This window comes from Knoellia sp. AC549, from assembly GCF_979258975.1.
Genome location: NZ_OZ409890.1, coordinates 490,571 through 509,286, shown reverse-complemented (window position 1 = coordinate 509,286; position 18,716 = coordinate 490,571). Strand labels below are relative to the sequence as shown.

Here is an 18,716-nt window from a genome sequence, read left to right as displayed (position 1 = left end):
CGTGCTCCGGCCGGTGAGTGGCAGGCGTGGGCGGAGGGCCGCGTGGGTGCGGTGCCGGAACTTCTCACTTCGCTTGATCGCGCCGACGAGGCGAGGTGAGAGGAACCCACTTCAGGCGGGAAAGTTGGGGTGGGAGGCGGGGTCAGAAGTGGGTGTTGCAGTGGGGGGCGGGGCTGCCGTCGGCGAGGGCGGCGAACCGGCGCAGCGCCTCGTCGCTGCCGTTGATCCGGCCGGCATGCGCCAGCGGGTCCACGGACACGTCGCCGAGGTAGAGCGTGCCCAGAGTCTCGACGTCGAGGGTGACGTCGGGTTCGTCGGAGGTCGAGGTGATCGTCGCTCGCCCGTCGCGAGCCTCGATCCGGACCGTGCCGTCGGCGTGGCCCAGCGAGTCCTCGACCCGGAGGACGAGGACGTCGTCGGCGAACCACGGTCGAGCCTCCAGTGCCGCGACGAGGTCGAGGACGCGGACCCACAGGTGGTCCCGCGTCGCGGTGACCCGTCGGACACGGTGGTTCACCAGCGCGTGCGCCAGCAGGTCCACGACGGGCGCGGGCGCCGTCACAACGTCGGCGAGGTCGATGTCGGCGAGGAACTGCCACAGCGCGAGGTGCGCAGTAGCGGTCGCCGCGACGATGTCGCGCACCTTGACCTCGACCTCGTCTCCGTCCTTGACGACATAGGCGACGAAGCCGTCGGGGCGACCGTCCGGGCCGAGGCGGACCGCGATGCGCTGCTTGCGGTCCGCGCTCTGCTCGTCCCAGTCGTAGCCCTTGAGCCCCGTCTCGTAGTAACCCGGGCGGCCCACGCTGCCGCGGGTGCTCTCGTGGTGGCGCTGGAACGCCGTGGCGAGCAAGGGCCACGCCTCGGACGGGTCGGCGAGGACGACGCGCCCGCCGTCGTCGGGACGAGCCCGCAGACCGAAGCGTGACGACGTGTCGACCGACACCCGGGCCTCACGCGTCGCCGGGCCGAAGCCGAACCGCTGGTAGATCGCGCCCTCGGAGGCCGTGAGCACGGCGACCGGCATCCGCGCAGCCACAGCCGCATCGAGGTTCTCGGTCATCAGGCGACGCATCAGTCCGCGCCTGCGGTGGGTCGGTGCCACGGTGACGTCGGTGATCATCCACGCGGGGATGACGGAGGCACCGGCGTTGATCGTCTTGACGAAGTGACCGAAGGTGGCCACGGGCACGTCGCCCGAGAGACCTGCGGCGGGTGGCTCCCAGGCCCCCCGGAGCACGGCCCCGTCGGCGCGTGCCGCGGTCAGCCACTTCGCGCGGAACTCGTCGTCCGGCCGCCCCTGGTGGAAACCGAGCATGATGGCGTCCAGCCAGCCGCTGGTCCGCGCGGTGCCGGCCGCGCTCTCGTCGTCGAGGTCGAGGGTGGCAAAGGTCAGCTCGTCGGTCACCTCGACAGCCAACCAGCCACGACCGGCACTGTCGAACGGATTCGGGGCGGACGGCATACCGGCAAGGGTGTCCTGACCACGTGGGAGGGTGGAGGCGTGAGTGATCTGCAGTGTCCCGCAACCCTGCTCGTGTCGCGTCATGGTGACGCGGACTACCCGCACGCCAAGGTGCTCTCGAACGACGGGGGCTGGCTCACGGACAAGGGCAAGGCCCAGGTCCGCGAGCTCGCCGAGTCGCTGCGGTCGCGCAACGTCGCAGCCGTCTGGACGAGCCGGTTGCAGCGTGCCGTCGAGTCGGGAGCTCTCGCCGCAGAGGTCCTCGGCGTGCGGACGACCGCGATCGACGGCCTCGAGGAGTTCTCGGTCGGCGCGCTCGCGGGCCGGGAGCACGACGACCCCGAGCTGAACGGCGTCTTCGAGGCCTGGAAGGCCGGTCACCTCGGGACGTTCATCCCGGGAGGCGAGAGCGGGCAGGCCGTCCTCGACCGCTACCGGGCGGCGCTCGAGGAGATCTCGGACCAGCACCGTGGCGAGACGGTGCTCGTCTTCACCCACGGCGGCGTCATGTCGTTCTGCCTGCCACGCATGGGGCACAACGTGCGCAACGACCTTGCGGCACAACGCTTCCTGCCCAACTGCGCCGTGGCCGAGATCAGCATCGACTCCGACGACGTCACGGTGCACTCGTGGCCGGGCAGGGCCGACCGCTCCGTCGTGTGAGACTGCACCCGGAGGACCAGGGCGGACACGCAACTGGTCAGGCAGGCGATCTAGATAGCCAGACTGACTACGCGTCGCCTAACTTGATGGTGTGAGCAGCGCACCGTGGCCCAGCGACTGGCTTCGCGGTGCCCTGGCGCTCCTTGTCCTCAAGGTGGTGGCACCCGGACGCACCTACGGATATGCCATCGCGACAGAGCTCGAGGCGTCCGGGCTCGGCGCGGTCAAGGGGGGCACGCTCTACCCGCTGCTCGCCCGGCTCGAGGCGGACGGCCACATCTCCTCACGGTGGGAGCCGGGGGAGGGTGGGCCGGGGCGCAAGTACTTCGAGCTCACCGAGAGCGGCCGAGCCCACCTCGACGCAGAGGTCGCCCGGTGGACGGCGTTCAGCGGCCGTGTCGCCGCCGTCCTCTCGGACCCACAGGTGCCAGAACCGAGGAGAACACCATGACCCAGAACACCACGCTCGATGCGGGGTGGCGCCGCGACTTCGTGGTCGCCCTGCGCCTCCGGAACGTCCCTGCGGCGAGCATCGCCGACCACCTCAAGCTGGTCGAGACCCACTGCGCCGAGTCCGGGGAGCCGCCGCAGGACAGCTTTGGTGACCCAGCGGCATACGCGGAGAGCCTCGCCGGTGGTCCGGCCGACAGCCTGGCCGAGCTGGCCCCGCTGCTCCCGGCCGCCGTGCTCGGGTTCCTGGCCGGCGCGCTCACCCTCGAAGGGGCCATGGGCCTGCTGGGCGACAGGGACGTGACGGTCCGGCTCGGCGACCTCGGCGCCGCCGCGGTCCTCGTCGGCGCGGCCGTCGGAGTCCTCGTGCTGCTGGGACGGGTCAGGCGCCCGCTCCCGGCCGCGTTCTTGCTCGTGGTCGCGGCGGTGACCGTCGCCGTCCTCCTCGACGTCGCGCAGACGGCCGCGCTCTTCGAGTGCCCCGCCTGGCTGTCCCTCGCGGTGGGAGTCGCGTCCTTCGTCGGCCTCGGCCTGTTCGGTGCTCGTGAGGCACGCCGTCAGCGCGTCACCGACCCGCTGAGCGGGGAGCCCATGCTGTGACGCTGCGCCCCTGACGCTCAGAAGAGGCGGTGCTCGCTGTTGTCGATGCCCTTGAGGTCGTCGTAGTCCAGGACGACGCAGCGTATGCCGCGGTCCTCGGCGAGCGTGCGTGCCTGCGGCTTGATCTGTTGTGCGGCGAAGACTCCGGTCACCGGAGCCAGGTGCGTGTCCCGGTTCATGAGCTCGAGGTAGCGGGTGAGCTGCTCGACCCCGTCGATGTCACCGCGGCGCTTGATCTCGACGGCCACGGTGGCTCCGGCAGCGTCCTTGCACAGGATGTCCACCGGGCCGATGGGAGTCATGAACTCGCGCCGGGTCAGGGTGTAGCCGTCGCCGAGGGTAGTGATGTGCTCGGCGAGGAGCCGCTGGAGGTGCGCCTCGACGCCGTCCTTGACCAGACCGGGGTCGACCCCCAGGTCATGGCTGGTGTCGCTGTGGACCTCGTGGAGCCGCACCCGCAGGCGGTCCTCGGACTTGGCGTGCTGCACGACCCATACCGCCGTGACACCGTCCGCCACCTCGCTCTCGTCCGGCTCGACCTCGGCCATCGCGCAGGGCGGTGACATCCAGTTGAGCGGCTTGTAGGAGCCGCCGTCGGAGTGGATGAGCACCGAGCCATCGGCCTTGACCATGAGCAGCCGTGTGGCGAGGGGGAGGTGGGCCGTCAGCCGACCGTCGTAGTCGACGCTGCACTTCGCAATCACCACTCGCACCGGGCCACCCTAGTCGGCGCCCCCAGCGGGGGACGTGCGGGCGCGAACCACCCGAGCTGCGAACCCGGCACACGAAATGGGAATGCACCTGCCCGGCGATGTCTTGGACACTGGTGATGCGGGCTCACCGGTGCGCGCCGCGACCATGATCGACCACCCACGCCAGGAGCCAGCAGTGCGCGCCCGCCCCGTCCCCCATTCCTCCGAGATCCTCGCCGAGCCCGCCGGTGGCGGCGCGTCGCCGGCTGCGACCACGCCCGTCGGGCGCGCCTACCTGCGCATGGTCCTCGTCCTGGGTGCCCTCGTCGCGCTCGGCCCCCTGACCATCGACACCTACCTGCCCGCCCTGCCGACGCTCGCGGACGACCTCGGCGCCACCGAGCCGCAGGTGCAGTTCACGCTGACCGGCATCATGCTCGGCCTCGGCCTCGGCCAGCTCGTGCTGGGTCCGGTCTCGGATGCCGTCGGGCGTCGCCGCGTCATGCTCGGCGGCATCGCCGCCCACGCGGTGATGTCCGTGCTGGCCGGGCTCGCGCCCTCGATCGAGGTGCTCACCGCGGTGCGCATCGGCCAGGGCATCTCCGGTGCGGCCGTCGCGGTCACCGCGATGGCGGTAGTGCGCGACCTCTTCACCGGGCGGCGGGCGGCCGGCCTGCTCAGCCACCTGACCCTCGTCATCGGCGTCGCTCCCATCCTCGCTCCGTCGCTCGGCGGCCTCCTGCTGCAGCTCACGGGGTGGCGCGGGATCTTCGGGGCGCTGGCCCTCGTCGCGGTCGTGCTCTTCGTGGTGGCTCTTCGCGGGATGGACGAGACCCTGCCGGTGCACCGTCGTCGGCCGGCGCGCGTCGGCGCCACCCTGCACACGTATGCCGGTCTGTTGCGTGACCGTGCCTTCGTCGGCCTGGTCCTGCTCGCGGGACTGATGTTCAGCGCCCTCTTCGCCTATGTCGCCGGCTCGTCCTTCGTCCTCCAGGAGTTCTATGGCGTGGACGAGCAGCAGTTCGGCATCCTCTTCGGCATCAACGCCGCAGGGCTCATCGTGGCGACCCAGGTCAACCCGTTCCTGCTCCGCAGGTGGGAGCCGCAGCACATCCTCACCGGCGGAGTGGTCCTGGGCATGGTCGCGACGAGCTCCATGCTCGTGGCCGCACTGGTCGACGCACCGCTGGTGCTCGTGCTCGTGCCGCTCTGGTTCGTCATGTTCGCGGTGGGGCTGTCCTTTCCCAACACGCCGGCGCTCGCACTGTCGCGTCACGGTGAGGCCGCCGGCTCGGCCGCCGCGCTGCTCGGCGCCATCCAGTTCGGCATGGCGAGCATCATCACCCCGCTGACGGGGCTCGTCAGCACGGGCGATGCGGTCGGCATGGCCGTGGTGATGACCGGAGCCGTGTGGCTGGGTGCCGTCGTCCTGGTGGTCCTCGTGCAGCCGTGGAAGCTGGTCTCTGAGTCGGAGACCGACGAGGCCACGGGCGTCCCTGACACTGCGGACCTGGCCCTCGCCGCCTCGCACTGACACCGCACCGCCCCGGCCGGGGTGGGCAGGCTCACGTCGGATCGATGACGACACGGCATACCCACTCTGGGAGACTCGCGGACATGTCACGCGAGTTCACCAGGGTAGGCGTCATCGGACTGGGCACCATGGGTGCCGGAATCGTGGAGGTGTTCGCGCGCAACGGGATCGACGTCGTCGCCGTCGACGTCACGCAGGAGGCGGTCGAGCGGGGGCGCTCCTTCCTCGCGAAGTCGACCGGGCGTGCGCTCGACCGCGGCAAGATCGACCAGGCCGCCCATGACACCCTCCACGGCCACGTCACCTACGCCACCGAGTTCGAGTCGCTCGTGGACTGCCAGCTCGTCGTCGAGGCCGTGCCGGAGCACCTCGACCTCAAGAAGGAGATCTTCGCCAAGCTCGATGCGATCGTCTCCCCGGACGCCATCCTCGCGACGAACACCTCGTCGCTGCCCGTCACCGAGATCGCCGCGTCGACGAGCACGCCCAAGCGCGTCGTCGGCATGCACTTCTTCAACCCGGCGCCGGTCCAGCAGTTCGTCGAGGTCATCCGCACCGTCATCACCGCCGACGACGTCTTCGAGGACGTCAAGGCCCTCGCCGAGCGCATCGACAAGAAGCCGGTCATCGTCGGTGACAAGGCGGGCTTCATCGCCAACGCCCTGCTCTTCGGCTACCTCAACCACGCGGTGTCGATGTTCGAGAGCCGCTACGCCACCCGCGAGGACATCGACGCGGCGATGAAGCTCGGCTGCGGCTACCCGATGGGCCCGCTCGCGCTGCTCGACCTCATCGGTCTGGACACGGCATACGAGATCCTCGACACGATGTACAAGCAGGGGCGCGACCGGCTCCACGCACCCAGCCCGATCATCAAGCAGATGGTGTCCGCGGGTCTCAAGGGACGCAAGACCGGACGGGGTTTCTACACGTATGCCGCCGCCGGCTCACCGGAGGTGGTCGCCGACGTGCACACGCCTCCCGAGGGCGCCGCCGAGGGCGTGCAGCTGCGCGAGATCTCGTCCGTCGGTGTCGTCGGCTCCGGCACGATGGCCATCGGCATCATCGAGGTCTTCGCCAAGGCCGGCAAGAGCGTCACGTTCGTCGCGCGCAGCGACGACAGGCTCGCCGGTGTCCGCGCCGCCATCGAGAAGTCACAGGCACGCGCGGTCGAGAAGGGTCGCGCCACTCAGGAGGAGGCCGACGCGCTGCTCGGTCGTCTCCACGCCACGACCTCGCGCGCCGACCTCGCCGAGGTCGACCTCGTCGTCGAGGCGATCGCCGAGGACCTCGCGATCAAGCAGGAGCTCTTCACCGAGCTCGACGCCATCTGCAAGCCCGGCGCGATCCTGGCGACGACGACCTCGTCGCTGCCGATCATCGACTGCGCCAAGGTGACCTCGCGGCCGCAGGACGTCGTGGGCATGCACTTCTTCAACCCCGCCCAGGTCATGAAGCTCGTCGAGGTCGTGCACACCGTGTCGACCGGCGACGACGTCGTCGCGACCGTCCAGGAGCTGTGTCGCGAGATCGGCAAGCACCCGGTGACCTGCGGGGACCGGTCGGGCTTCATCGTCAACGCCCTGCTCTTTCCCTACCTCAACGACGCCATCAAGATGCTGTCGGCCAACTACGCCAGCGCCGACGACATCGACACCGCGATGAAGACCGGCTGTGGCCTGCCGATGGGGCCCTTCGAGCTCCTCGACGTCGTCGGGCTCGACGTGTCCCTGGCGATCGAGCGCGAGCTCTACATCGAGTTCCGCGAGCCGGGCTACGCGCCGGCCCCGCTGCTCGAGCACCTCGTGACGGCGGGCTACCTCGGCCGCAAGACGGGGCGCGGCTTCCGCACCTACGCCTGACCCCGCCGGGGGCTGGGCGCGCCCTGACGTGAACCCGTTCGTCGAGATCGGGTGACGCGCGCGGGATCAGGGCGACGCGCCTGCGTGTCACCCGATCTCGACTGTCCGTCGATCGGCTGCCGGGTGGCGCCACGGGTGGGTAGCCTCCGCGTGTGAGCCCTGCCTCGAACCTCCCCGCCCGCGCCCGGGTCGTCATCATCGGCGGCGGGGTCATCGGGACCTCGATCGCCTACCACCTCGCCCACGAGGGTGTCACCGACGTGGTGCTCGTCGAGCGTGACCGCCTGACGAGCGGCACGACGTGGCACGCGGCCGGGCTGATGACGTGCTTCGGGACGACGAGCGAGACGCTCACCGGCATACGCCTCTACTCACGCGACCTCTTCGCGCGGCTCGAGGCCGAGACGGGGCTGTCGACCGGCTTCCGGCCGGTGGGGCTCATCGAGGCCGTGGGTGACACCGACCGGCTCGAGGAGTACCGCCGCGTCGCAGCCTTCCAGCGCCGGCTCGGGCTGGAGGTCGAGGAGATCGGACCGCGCGAGATGGCCGAGCTCTTCCCGCCCGCCGACATGGACGGCCTCATCTCGGGCTTCCACGTCGCAGGCGACGGGCGGGTCAACCCGGTCGACCTCACCATGTCGCTGGCCCGCGGAGCCAAGAACCTCGGGGTCCGCATCGTCGAGGGCGTCACTGCCGGGGACGTCATCACCCGTGTCGACGGCGCACTGCCGCGCATCACCGGGCTGCGCACCAGCGCCGGCGACATCGAGTGCGAGATCGTCGTCAACTGCACCGGTATGTGGGCGCGCCAACTGGGGGAGCGGCACGGCGTCGTCATCCCCAACCAGGCGGCCGAGCACTACTACCTCATCACCGACACGATCCCCGGGCTCGACCCCGACGGGCCGGTCTTCGAGGACCCGGCGCGCCACGGCTACTACCGCGAGGAGGGCGGCGGCATGATGGTCGGCCTCTTCGAGCCGGTCGCCGCCCCGTGGATGCTCGACGGCATCCCCGAGGACTTCTCCTTCGGCACGCTGCAGCCCGACTGGGACCGCATGGCCCCCGCTCTCGAGGCCGCCATGTCACGCGTGCCGGTGACCCTCGACGTCGGCGTCCGCACCTTCTTCTGCGGGCCCGAGTCCTTCACCCCGGACCGGTTCCCGGCCGTGGGCGAGGCGCCCGACCTCCAGGGCTACTACGTGGCGGCGGGCCTCAACTCGGTCGGCATCCTCAGCAGCGGTGGGCTGGGTCGCGTTGTCGCACACTGGATCGCACAGGGGCGTCCGGACGTCGATGTCACCGCGATCGACGTCGCCCGGTTCAGGCCGCACCAGCTCCACCGCGACTACCGCCGCGACCGGGTCATGGAGGTGCTCGGCAAGACCTACGCCGCACACACCCCGGGCGTCGAGCTCGTCACCGGACGTGGCACCTTCGTCTCACCCGTCCATGACGAGATGGTCGCCGCCGGCGCGAAGCTCAAGGACGTCTCGGGCTGGGAGAGCGCGGACTGGTATGCCGGTGACGGCCGACGCGCGCACCTCACCCCCTCGTGGGGTCGGCAGCCGTGGTTCGACCGGTGGGAGGCCGAGCACCGGGCCGTGCGAGAGGCGGTGGGCCTCATCGACATGTCCTTCATGGCAACGTTCCGAGTGACCGGGCGCGACGCCGGCGCCGTCCTGCAGCGGGTCAGTGCCGGCCCCGTCGACGGCGACGTGGACCGGATCACCTACACCCAGTGGCTCGGGCCGGACGGTGGCATCGAGGCGGACCTCACCGTGACCAAGCGTGGCGAGAACGACTTCCTCGTCGTCGCCTCCGACACGGCCCACGGCCACACCCTCGCGTGGCTGCGCCGACGGGTCGGCGACACGGACGTCACGATCGAGGACGTCACCGAGGCGACCGGCCAGCTCAACGTCCAGGGCCCGGCGTCGCGAGCGCTCCTCGCCGCGCTCACCGACACCGACCTCTCGAACGACGCCTTCCCGTTCCGGACGGCGCGCACCATCATGGTCGCCGGGGTTGAGGTCCTGTGCGTGCGCATCACCTACGTCGGCGAGCTCGGCTACGAGCTGTACGTCCCGCGCGACCGGACCGCAGCGGTCTGGACGGCACTGCGCACGGAGGGCACGGCATACGGGCTGATGCCTGTGGGTCTGCGAGCGCTCGGTTCGCTCCGTCTCGAGAAGGCCTACCGCGACTACGGACACGACATCGACAACACCGACACCGTCGGCATGGCCGGTCTCGGCTTCGCCGTCGACCTGGCGCACGACTTCATCGGGCGGGACGCGGTGCTGGCCGAACGCGAGCAACCACGCCACGACCGACTCGTCCAGGTGCTGCTCACCGATCCCGAGCCGTTGATGTTCGGCGCCGAGGTGCTATTGCGTGACGGGGTGCCGGTGGGTGACGTCCGGTCAGCGTCCTATGGCTGGACGCTCGGTGGCGCGGTGGGCATCGGCTCCGTCGCTGCCGATGGCCCGGTGACCAAAGCCTGGCTCGACGAGGGCACTTGGCAGGTCGACGTCGCAGGGACCGCCGTCCCGGCGGTGGTTGCCCTGCGCCCGCTCTACGACCCCACGAGCGCGCGGGTGCGTGGCTGAGCCCTCTGGAGTCAGGTCAGGGCGGGCACACCTGGACCGTCGAGGTCGGCCAGTGCGGCGTCACGGCCTGACACGGCGAGCAGCAACGACAGGGCCGGTCCGCTCACCTCGGGGCCGTCACCGATGACGATGTCACTGTCCGTCGCGCGCAGGCGCACCCCGGCAATGCGCTGCTTGCCGCCGCCCATGCCGACCGAGGTCCTCGCCTGGTAGCGCAGGGCCCGTTCGACGCCCTCCTCGGCATACGCCCGAGTCATGCCCAGCGGTCGCCTGATGTCCTCGCCGTGGACGACCTCCTCGACCAGCCGGCTGTCCAGGTGAGCCGGCGGCCCCGTGCGGCGGTCGACGACGGCCCGCAGGCGCGCGAGGGTGTCCGCAGGGGAGTCGCCCAGTGCGCGCCTCACGCCCGTCGCGTTCTGCCGGTCGAAGTCGAACCGTGCCCGGGCCATCGCGACGACGATGCCGACCCGGGTCGTGAGCGCGTTGTCGACGAGGTGAGCCGCCACCTCGCGCACCGTCCAGTCGCCGCACAGCGACTGCTCGTCCCACTGGCTCGCCTCGAGGCCCGACAGGTCGTCGACCAGCGCGAGCCGCTCGGCACGAACCAGCTCCCACGTGTCACTCATGGCTGCACCCTCTCAGCCGCTGGTGACAGCGACTCTGCGAGTCTTGACCCATGCCCCGCGCCAACCGCAGACGACCCGAGGACGTGCCCCTCGCGATGGGGCGCCTCGGCCGTGGCGCGACGACCACGGAGACGTATGCCGGCCAGCGCTGGACCGTGCGTCGCCTCACCGGGCAGTCCTCGGAGCGGGTCTACCTCTGCCCCGGGTGCGAGCAGGACATCGTGCCCGGCACGCCTCACGTCGTCGCCTGGCCCGAGGAGGGTGTCGGTGGCGTGGGCGACCGTCGACACTGGCACACGCCGTGCTGGTCGGCACGCGAACGTCGACAACCGCCAGGTGCGTTCCGCTGACCTGCGATGATGCCGCGAAGCCTTCCGACGAGGAGACCGACGTGAACGTGAGCTGGGGCAGGAACTCGGTGCGCAACTGGCGTGACTATCGCCAGCGCCAGCGCGCCGCTCTGCGGGAGAGCAACCGCATCCGCTACGAGGACGAGCACCTCGAGCGCAGCCTCATGAACGACGTCCTCGGCGCTGACGAGGACGCACGCGAGGCAGGGTCGGAGCCGGGCACCGATGGGACCACGGGGGCGGACGCTCCGGACCAGGCCGCCGGACGCCGGGCGCACGACGCTGCGGGGACGACCCAGTTCGGTGAGATGGGCCGTCCCATGAACCGGCACTCGCCGTTCTACCTCGGCTTCGTCGGAGCCCTCGGAGCCCTGATCGCCATCGGTCTGTGGCACTCGCTCGGGCGGCTGGCCACGACCATCACGATCCTCGTCGTCGCGCTCTTCCTCACCCTTGCCCTCAACCCGATGGTCGAGTGGCTGGGCCGGCGCGGTCTCAAGCGCTCGCTCTCGGTGGCGATCGTCTTCGTGGCGCTCATCGTCGTCTTCGTCCTGCTCGGTCTGCTCGTCTTCCCCCCTGTGGTGACCCAGGGCAGTGACCTCGTCCAACAGGCACCTACCTACCTCGACCGGATCCTCGGAGCCTCCTGGGTCCAGGAGCTCGACAAGAACTACGACGTGGTCGACAAGATCAACGAGGAGTTCAACAAGCGCCTCACCGACGAGACCTTCATCAGCTCGCTCCTCGGCGGTGTGCTCGGGGCCGGTCGAGCCGTCCTCAACGGTGTCTTCCAGACCTTCACCATCCTCATCCTCACGCTCTACTTCCTGGCGTCCCTGCCTCGGATGAAGAAGATCGCGTACTCGATGGTGCCCGCCAGCCGTCGCAACCGGTTCGCGCAACTGAGTGAGGAGATCATGCGGCGCACCGGGTCCTACGCCGTCGGACAGGTCGCCATCGCGACGATCAACGCCATCCTCAGCTACGTGATGATGCTGCTCCTGGGGATCCCGTATGCCGCCGTGCTGGCTGTCGTCGTCGGCTTCCTCGGTCTCATCCCGATGGTCGGCGCGACCCTGGGCGCCGCCGTCGTCTGCCTCGTGGCGTTCTTCGACGAGCCCCGGGTCGCGCTCTTCGCCGCGATCTACTACCTCGTCTACCAGCAGATCGAGAACTACGTGGTCGCGCCCAAGATCATGCAGCGCACGGTCTCGGTGCCGGGAGCCCTCACGGTGGTCGCCGCCCTCGCCGGAGGCACCCTGCTCGGCGTGCTCGGTGCGCTGCTCGCCATCCCGGTGGCTGCCGCGCTCCTGCTCCTCGTGGACGAGGTCCTCATCCCGCGCCAGCGCCACCAGTGAGAGGACGACTTATTGCGCATTGCGCACCGTCAGGCCGAAGGCGAACCATCGCTGGAAGGGTGCGCAGTGCGCAATAAGTCGTTGATCGAGGACAGTCAGGAGTCGCGGAAGCGGTTGATCTCGGCCTCGTGGCGCGCCCGCTTCTCGGGGTCGGAAATGCCGAGGCCGGCCTCCGGGGCGAGGGTGAGGACGCCGACCTTGCCCTGGTGGGCGTTCTGGTGGACGTCGAGCGCAGCCTGTCCGACCTCCTCGAGGGGGTAGGTCTTGCTCAGCGTCGGGTGGATGAGGCCGCGGTTGATGAGCTCGTTGGCCTCCCACGCCTCGCGGTAGTTGGCGAAGTGCGAGGAGAGGATCCGCTTGAGGTTCATCCAGAGGTAGCGGTTGTCGTACTCGTGCATGAAGCCCGAGGTCGACGCGCAGGTGACGATCGTGCCGCCCTTGCGCGCCACATAGACGCTGGCGCCGAAGGTCTCGCGGCCCGGGTGCTCGAAGACGATGTCGACGTCGTGGCCGCCGGTGAGCTCGCGGATCTTCTTGCCGAGTCGCTGCCACTCCTTGGGGTCCTGCGCGGTGTTCTCGTCGTTCCAGAACCGGTAGCCCTCGGCGCTCCGGTCGATGATCAGCTCGGCGCCCATCGCCCGGCAGATCTCGGCCTTCTCGGGGGAGGACACCACGCAGACCGGGGTCGCACCGGCAGCGAGCGCCATCTGCGTCGCGTAGGACCCGAGGCCACCCGAGGCACCCCAGATGAGCACTCGGTCACCCAGCTTGAGGGCCGCGCCGTTCTTGGAGATGAGCTGCCGGTATGCCGTGCTGTTCACCAGTCCGGGTGAGGCCGCCTCCTCCCAGCTGAGGTGGGTCGGCTTGGGCATGAGCTGGTTGGTCTTGACGATCGCCAGCTCGGCCAGGCCACCGAAGTTGGTCTCGAACCCCCAGATGCGCTGCTGCGGGTCGAGCATCGTGTCGTTGTGCCCGTCCGCGTCCTCGAGCTCGACGGAGAGGCAGTGGGCGACGACCTCGGTCCCGACCTTCCACTTGCTGACGCCGGGCCCGGTGCGCAGCACGACGCCGGCGAGGTCGGAGCCGACCACGTGGTAGGGCAGGTCGTGGCGCTTCGCATACTCGGACGTACGGCCGTAGCGCTCGAGGAAGCCGAAGGTCGAGACCGGCTCGAAGATCGAGGTCCACACGGTGTTGTAGTTGATGGCGCTGGCCATGACGGCGACGAGGGCCTCTCCCGGGGCGAGCTCGGGGACGGGGACGTCATCGATGTGGAGGGACCTGCGCGGGTCCTTCTCCTTGGCGGTCAGTCCCTGGAACATGTCCACCTCGTCCTTGTGGACGGTCGCGGCGCGGTAGGTCGCGGGGATGGAGAGGTTCGCGTAGGTCTCCTCGGTGCGGTCACCGCTGAGGATGGCGTCGCGGATCTGGTCCATGAGAGGTGGTGCTCCTTGATCTGGGCGGGGCAGGTCAGGTGATGCGTCGGGCTGAACGAGGTGCGCAGTCAGTGCGGTGGCAGGCACGAAGGCCCAGGAGGTCCAGGACTCAGTGGGCGGGGGAGTCGATGGCGGGTTCGACGAGCTCGACGAGGATGCCGCCGGCGTCCTTGGGGTGGATGAAGTTCACCCGCGAGTTCGACGTGCCGCGCTTGGGCTCGTCATAGAGGAGGCGCAGTCCGCGCTCGCGCAGGGTTGCGCTCACGCCCTCGATGTCGGTCACCCGGTAGGCCACCTGCTGGACGCCGGGCCCGGACCGGTCGAGGAACTTCGCGATGGTCGACTCGCGGGTCAGAGGCGCGAGCAGCTGGATGTGCGAGCCGGAGCTTCCCGACCGCCATCATCGCCTCGCGGACCCCCTGCTCCTCGTTGACCTCCTCGTGCGCGAGCGTCATGCCATAGGTGTCGCGGTAGAAGGCGATCGCCTCGTCCAGGTCGGGGACGGCGACGCCGACGTGGTCGATCGCCGTGAACAGGGACGTGACGGAGGCGGACCCTGAGCTGGAGGGGGTGGGGGACTGACTCATGGGACCGAAGCCTAGGGAGGTGAGCCAGCGGCATACAGGTTTTCCGGGTGTGGTGATCGACACCTACGGGACGTCCGTCACAACGCCGTTCGGCTCCGGACGAGCGAGTGGCTAGCATCGGGGGGAGCCCCTTGGGCGCCCAGCCCGACCCGACGTTGGAGGACCGCAGTGAGCACCGCCCCGACCCAGAACACCGACCCCACAGTTCTCGTCGCTGGGGCGAGAACCCCGATGGGCCGCATGAGCGGCAGCCTCAAGGGCTTCAGTGGCTCCGACCTCGGCGGGTTCGCCATCAAGGGCGCCCTGGAGAAGTCGGGCGTGAGTCCCGAGGACGTCGACTACGTCATCATGGGCCAGGTGCTCACCGCCGGCGAGGGCCAGATCCCCGCGCGCCAGGCCGCGGTCAAGGCGGGCATCCCTATGACCGTCCCGGCGCTCACCATCAACAAGGTCTGCCTGTCGGGCATCGACGCCATCGCGCTCGCGGACCAGCTCATCCGCGCCGGCGAGTTCGAGGTCGTCGTCGCCGGTGGCCAGGAGTCGATGAGCAACGCCCCGCACCTGCTGCCCAAGAGCCGCGACGGCTTCAAGTACGGCGACGTGACCCTCAAGGACCACATGGCCCAGGACGGCCTCTGGGACGTCTTCACCGACCAGGCGATGGGGCTGCTGACCGAGGCGGCCAACACCGACGAGGTCGAGTTCAGCCGCGAGCAGCAGGACGCCTTCGCCGCCCGCAGCCACCAGCTCGCGGCCAAGGCCTGGAAGGACGGACTCTTCGACGACGAGGTCGTCACCGTCTCCGTCCCGCAGCGCAAGGGCGACGCCCTCGACTTCCGTGACGACGAGGGGATCCGCCCCGACACCACGCCCGAGTCGCTCGCTCGCCTGCGCCCGGCCTTCTCCAAGGACGGCACCATCACGGCCGGGTCCGCGTCGCAGATCTCCGACGGTGCGTGCGCCGTCGTCGTCATGAAGAGGTCCAAGGCCGAGGAGCTGGGCCTCACGTGGCTCGCCGAGATCGGCGCCCACGGCGTCGTGGCCGGACCGGACTCCACCCTGCAGAGCCAGCCGGCCCGCGCCATCGTCAAGGCGTGCGAGCGTCAGGGCATCGAGGCGGCCGACCTCGACCTCGTCGAGATCAACGAGGCCTTCGCCGCGGTCGGGCTCGCCTCGACCAAGGAGCTCGGCATCGACGAGGACAAGGTCAACGTCAACGGCGGTGCCATCGCCCTCGGCCACCCCGTCGGCATGTCGGGTGCGCGCATCGCACTCCACCTCGCGCTCGAGCTCAAGCGTCGCGGCGGCGGCGCCGGTGCAGCCGCGCTCTGCGGTGGCGGTGGGCAGGGCGACGCCCTCATCCTCACCGTTCCCTCGCAGTGACCGCCTGATCGTCCGCGACGCCGGAGGCTCCGCCATCGCCGCCAGGACGCCTCGCACGGTCGACGTCCCCTCTCTCGTTGCTGAAGCGAGAGAGGGGCGTTCGCGTGCGGTGGCCCGGCTCATCTCGCTCGTCGAGGACGGTCACCCTGCCCTCCCAGAGGTGATGGCCGCCCTGGCTCCCCACGGCGGCGGCGCCCACGTCATCGGCCTCACCGGGGCGCCGGGCGTGGGCAAGTCGACGACGACGGCGGCGCTCATCGCCGCCTACCGCGCGGAGGACAAGCGCGTCGCGGTCCTCGCGGTCGACCCGTCGTCGCCCTTCTCCGGCGGTGCCCTGCTCGGTGACCGCATCCGGATGGAGCACCACGCCACCGACCCCGGCGTCTTCATCCGCTCCGTCGCCTCGCGAGGTCATCTCGGCGGACTGTCCTTCGCGACGCCCCAGGCGCTGCGCGTCCTCGACGCCGCTCGGTTCGACGTCGTCCTCCTCGAGACGGTGGGGGTGGGCCAGTCCGAGGTCGAGGTCGCGGCTCGCGCCGACACGACCGTCGTCATCGTCGCTCCGGGCATGGGTGACGGGATCCAGGCAGCCAAGGCGGGCATCCTCGAGATCGGTGACGTCTTCGTCGTCAACAAGGCCGACCGCGACGGCGCCGACGACACGGTTCGCGACCTGCGGCACATGATCCAGCTCGGCAACCGCGAGCGCTCCGTCGACTGGCGGACCCCGGTGGTGAGGACCGTCGCGAGCCGAGGGGACGGCATACCCGATCTTGTCGATTCGCTTGTGGCCCACCGTGACTGGCTCACGTCATCAGGGGCGCTCGCCGACCGCAGGCGACGTCGCGCCCAGGCCGAGATCGAGGCCATCGCCCTGGTGACCCTGCGCCAGCGGCTGGGTGACGGGGGAGGCCTCGTGACCGACGCGCTGGCCGCTGCAGTCGCCTCCGGCGAAACGGACGTGTATGCCGCAGCGCGCGACGTCGTGGACCGGCTCACCGGGGAGCCCGGACGCCAGTAGCGTGAGCCGGGTGACACCTCCAGACACGCGCCCGACCCCTGTCATCCTCGTCCTCGGCGCCAACTACCGCGAAGCCATGGTGGACGTCCTCACCCAGCGCTACTCGATGGAGTACGAGATCATCGCGCCGTCGACCATGGAGGAGACCATCGAGGTCCTCACGGACCTCAGGACCGGTCGGCGACCGGTGGCGCTGGCCGCCTGCGAGTTCTTCGCCGATGGCGAGAAGGCCACCCACCTGCTGGCCAAGTTCCAAAAGTTCATGCCGAGCGCCCGCCGGCTCGTCTACGTCCCTGTCGAGCGCTTCCGCGGGTCGGTGGCCCAGCTGCGCGAGAGCCTCGCCGAGGGCAGGCTCGACCTCTACCTCATGCTGCCGCAGGGGGCGCGGGACGAAGAGTTCCACACGGCGATCTCCGAGACGCTGTCGGACTGGGCGCAGTCGTCGAGCTACTCCGAGATCGACGGGACCCGGATCATCGCGGACGGTCCATCGCCCGACCTGAGCAGGATCCGTGACTTCCTCGACCGGATGGGCCTGCCCAACACGGTGCACGCGCCCGACAGCCCCGCCGGTGTCGCGGCGCTCGCCGCGGCGGGTCCGGACGCGACCCTGCCCCTGGTCCAGGCACCGAACGACGACTACCTGCTGTCCGCCCCGTCGAACGCGGACCTCGGAGCCGTCCTCTACGGGCGGCCGGCAGACATCGGTGAGGAGGCGATCTGCGACCTCGTCATCGTCGGCGCCGGGCCCGCAGGGCTCGGAGCCGCCGTCTACGCGGCGTCCGAGGGGCTTGACACGCTCATCATCGACCAGGGCCCGATCGGCGGGCAGGCAGGGACGAGCTCGATGATCCGCAACTACCTCGGCTTCCCGCGGGGCATCTCGGGGATGCGGTTGGCACAACGGGCGCGGTCGCAGGCCGTGCGGTTCGGTGCGCGGTTCCTCGCCGGGCAAGAAGTGACTGCCCTGCGGGTCGGCGACGGTCCGGACGGGTGCCACGTCCTGGAGCTCGGCGGGTCCAGCGTGCGCGGCCGGACGGTGCTCATCGCGACCGGGGTCGACTACCGACGCCTCGGCGTCGAGCCCCTCGAGGACCTCGTCGGTCGGGGGGTCAACTACGGCGCGGCGGCCAGCACGTCACGCGAGGTCAAGAACAAGGACGTGTTCGTCGTGGGCGGAGGCAACAGCGCCGGGCAGGCTGCCGTGCACCTGTCCCGCTTCGCGCGGCACGTCACCATCCTTGTCCGTCGCGAAGGCCTCGGCGCGACGATGTCGAGCTACCTCATCCGCGAGATCGAGGGCAACCCGCGCATCACTGTCCGACCGCGGATGGTCGTGACCGACGGAGGCGGCGAGGGCCGTCTCGAGTGGCTCACCCTGCAGGACGTCGACTCCGGCACCGACGAGCGGGTCGAGGCCGCGGGGCTCTACCTCCTGCTCGGCGCCCAGCCGACCTGCGACTGGCTTCCTCAGCAGGTGGCAAGGGACGACCTCGGCTTCGTCCTCGCCGGTGCCGACACCCCGTGGCAGTCGTGGCAGGGCGGCCGGCCACCGGAGCCCTATGCGACGACCGTGCCCGGGATCTATGTCGCCGGAGACATCCGGTGCGGCTCGATGAAGCGGGTTGCCTCGGCCAGCGGAGAGGGCGCCGGCGTGGTGCCGCTCGTCCACGCGTTCCTCGCGCCGGACGCCGGCTGAGCCGGTCCGGAGTGCGCCGGGCGAGAGGTGCGCCGGGCGCGAACCGGAACGGACGGCATACGGTGTTGTCATGCTCGTTGCCTTCTCCGTGTCCCCGTCCGTCGCCGATGACCAGGGAGGAGTGACCGGTGCCGTCGCCGATGCCGTGCGCATCGTCCGCGAGAGCGGTCTGCCCCACCGCACCGACTCGATGTTCACGACGATCGAGGGTGAGTGGGACGAGTGCATGGCCGTCGTCAAGGCCTGCGTCGACGCGCTCGCCGCTCACGGCCCCCGCGTCGGGCTCGTCCTCAAGGCCGACATCCGAGCCGGCCGGACCGGGGAGCTCGAGGGCAAGCTGGAGCGGCTCGAGGCCGCCCTCCGGGACGACTGAGCCGC

General features: G+C 70.3%; 16 protein-coding genes and 1 pseudogene. 12 read left to right on the top strand and 5 right to left on the bottom strand.

Annotated features, from left to right (window positions below):
- Window positions 1–142: 142 nt before the first annotated feature.
- Window positions 143–1,465, bottom strand: a complete 1,323-nt coding sequence (locus ACZZ98_RS02390; RefSeq protein ID WP_463514782.1) for a GNAT family N-acetyltransferase — start codon at window positions 1,463–1,465, stop codon at window positions 143–145.
- Between the two features lie 39 nt (window positions 1,466–1,504).
- Between ACZZ98_RS02390 and ACZZ98_RS02385 the strand changes: the two genes are divergently transcribed.
- The 3 genes from ACZZ98_RS02385 (at window position 1,505) to ACZZ98_RS02375 (ending at window position 3,178) form a co-directional block, all read left to right on the top strand.
- On the top strand, window positions 1,505–2,128 hold the full coding sequence (locus ACZZ98_RS02385; RefSeq protein ID WP_463514781.1) for a histidine phosphatase family protein: 624 nt from the start codon (window positions 1,505–1,507) through the stop codon (window positions 2,126–2,128).
- 91 nt (window positions 2,129–2,219) lie between these two features.
- Window positions 2,220–2,579, top strand: coding sequence for a PadR family transcriptional regulator (locus tag ACZZ98_RS02380; protein ID WP_463514780.1), 360 nt, complete (start codon window positions 2,220–2,222; stop codon window positions 2,577–2,579).
- Window positions 2,576–3,178: a hypothetical protein gene (locus ACZZ98_RS02375; protein ID WP_463514779.1), complete on the top strand. Its 603-nt coding sequence runs from the start codon at window positions 2,576–2,578 to the stop codon at window positions 3,176–3,178. The genes ACZZ98_RS02380 and ACZZ98_RS02375 overlap by 4 nt, the downstream gene beginning before the upstream one ends.
- 17 nt (window positions 3,179–3,195) lie before the next feature.
- Here ACZZ98_RS02375 and nucS read toward each other — a convergent pair whose 3' ends face one another.
- Complete coding sequence (gene nucS / locus ACZZ98_RS02370) at window positions 3,196–3,891, bottom strand: endonuclease NucS (RefSeq protein WP_380085405.1); 696 nt, start codon at window positions 3,889–3,891, stop codon at window positions 3,196–3,198.
- 175 nt (window positions 3,892–4,066) lie between these two features.
- On the opposite strand from nucS, the gene ACZZ98_RS02365 reads away from it, so the two are divergent.
- The 3 genes from ACZZ98_RS02365 to ACZZ98_RS02355 all read left to right on the top strand — a co-directional run bounded on the left by ACZZ98_RS02365 (window position 4,067) and on the right by ACZZ98_RS02355 (window position 9,878).
- Entirely contained in the window at window positions 4,067–5,404 is a 1,338-nt protein-coding gene (locus tag ACZZ98_RS02365; protein WP_463514778.1) for a multidrug effflux MFS transporter, read from the top strand.
- An 83-nt stretch (window positions 5,405–5,487) separates the two neighbouring features.
- Window positions 5,488–7,266: a 3-hydroxyacyl-CoA dehydrogenase family protein gene (locus ACZZ98_RS02360; protein ID WP_463514777.1), complete on the top strand. Its 1,779-nt coding sequence runs from the start codon at window positions 5,488–5,490 to the stop codon at window positions 7,264–7,266.
- Window positions 7,267–7,418: 152 nt separating this feature from the next.
- Window positions 7,419–9,878 (top strand): GcvT family protein, encoded by a 2,460-nt coding sequence (locus ACZZ98_RS02355; protein WP_463514776.1) that lies wholly within the window; start codon window positions 7,419–7,421, stop codon window positions 9,876–9,878.
- Window positions 9,879–9,889: 11 nt separating this feature from the next.
- On the opposite strand, the gene ACZZ98_RS02350 is transcribed toward ACZZ98_RS02355, so the two are convergent.
- Window positions 9,890–10,504, bottom strand: coding sequence for a maleylpyruvate isomerase family mycothiol-dependent enzyme (locus ACZZ98_RS02350; RefSeq protein ID WP_463514775.1), 615 nt, complete (start codon window positions 10,502–10,504; stop codon window positions 9,890–9,892).
- Between the two features lie 50 nt (window positions 10,505–10,554).
- Between ACZZ98_RS02350 and ACZZ98_RS02345 the strand changes: the two genes are divergently transcribed.
- Both ACZZ98_RS02345 and ACZZ98_RS02340 read left to right on the top strand, forming a co-directional pair.
- The gene (locus tag ACZZ98_RS02345; RefSeq protein WP_463514774.1) at window positions 10,555–10,854 is read left to right on the top strand and encodes a hypothetical protein; all 300 of its coding nucleotides are present in this window, start codon (window positions 10,555–10,557) and stop codon (window positions 10,852–10,854) included.
- Between the two features lie 41 nt (window positions 10,855–10,895).
- The gene (locus tag ACZZ98_RS02340; RefSeq protein ID WP_463514773.1) at window positions 10,896–12,212 is read left to right on the top strand and encodes an AI-2E family transporter; all 1,317 of its coding nucleotides are present in this window, start codon (window positions 10,896–10,898) and stop codon (window positions 12,210–12,212) included.
- 95 nt (window positions 12,213–12,307) lie between these two features.
- Here ACZZ98_RS02340 and ccrA read toward each other — a convergent pair whose 3' ends face one another.
- Together ccrA and mce are read right to left on the bottom strand one after the other, a co-directional pair.
- A complete protein-coding gene (gene ccrA / locus ACZZ98_RS02335) occupies window positions 12,308–13,648 on the bottom strand; it encodes a crotonyl-CoA carboxylase/reductase (protein ID WP_463514772.1) in 1,341 nt (446 codons plus the stop codon).
- A 109-nt stretch (window positions 13,649–13,757) separates the two neighbouring features.
- A pseudogene (gene mce / locus ACZZ98_RS02330) lies at window positions 13,758–14,235 on the bottom strand (methylmalonyl-CoA epimerase).
- A gap of 168 nt (window positions 14,236–14,403) precedes the next feature.
- On the opposite strand from mce, the gene ACZZ98_RS02325 reads away from it, so the two are divergent.
- The 4 genes from ACZZ98_RS02325 to ACZZ98_RS02310 all read left to right on the top strand — a co-directional run bounded on the left by ACZZ98_RS02325 (window position 14,404) and on the right by ACZZ98_RS02310 (window position 18,711).
- Entirely contained in the window at window positions 14,404–15,618 is a 1,215-nt protein-coding gene (locus ACZZ98_RS02325; protein WP_463514771.1) for an acetyl-CoA C-acetyltransferase, read from the top strand.
- Between the two features lie 109 nt (window positions 15,619–15,727).
- The gene (gene meaB / locus ACZZ98_RS02320) at window positions 15,728–16,639 is read left to right on the top strand and encodes a methylmalonyl Co-A mutase-associated GTPase MeaB (protein ID WP_463514770.1); all 912 of its coding nucleotides are present in this window, start codon (window positions 15,728–15,730) and stop codon (window positions 16,637–16,639) included.
- A gap of 10 nt (window positions 16,640–16,649) precedes the next feature.
- Window positions 16,650–18,338, top strand: a complete 1,689-nt coding sequence (locus ACZZ98_RS02315; RefSeq protein WP_463514769.1) for an NAD(P)/FAD-dependent oxidoreductase — start codon at window positions 16,650–16,652, stop codon at window positions 18,336–18,338.
- Between the two features lie 70 nt (window positions 18,339–18,408).
- On the top strand, window positions 18,409–18,711 hold the full coding sequence (locus tag ACZZ98_RS02310) for a thiamine-binding protein (RefSeq protein ID WP_463514768.1): 303 nt from the start codon (window positions 18,409–18,411) through the stop codon (window positions 18,709–18,711).
- Window positions 18,712–18,716 lie beyond the last annotated feature (5 nt).

Excerpts from the sequence above, each read along its gene's own strand:
- ACZZ98_RS02360 (WP_463514777.1), top strand. The coding sequence starts at position 5,488 with ATGTCACGCGAGTTCACCAGGGTAGGCGTCATCGGACTGGGCACCATG.
- ACZZ98_RS02310 (WP_463514768.1), top strand. The coding sequence starts at position 18,409 with ATGCTCGTTGCCTTCTCCGTGTCCCCGTCCGTCGCCGATGACCAGGGA.
- ACZZ98_RS02345 (WP_463514774.1), top strand. The coding sequence starts at position 10,555 with ATGCCCCGCGCCAACCGCAGACGACCCGAGGACGTGCCCCTCGCGATG.
- ccrA (WP_463514772.1), bottom strand. The coding sequence starts at position 13,648 with ATGGACCAGATCCGCGACGCCATCCTCAGCGGTGACCGCACCGAGGAG.
- ACZZ98_RS02390 (WP_463514782.1), bottom strand. The coding sequence starts at position 1,465 with ATGCCGTCCGCCCCGAATCCGTTCGACAGTGCCGGTCGTGGCTGGTTG.
- ACZZ98_RS02350 (WP_463514775.1), bottom strand. The coding sequence starts at position 10,504 with ATGAGTGACACGTGGGAGCTGGTTCGTGCCGAGCGGCTCGCGCTGGTC.
- ACZZ98_RS02375 (WP_463514779.1), top strand. The coding sequence starts at position 2,576 with ATGACCCAGAACACCACGCTCGATGCGGGGTGGCGCCGCGACTTCGTG.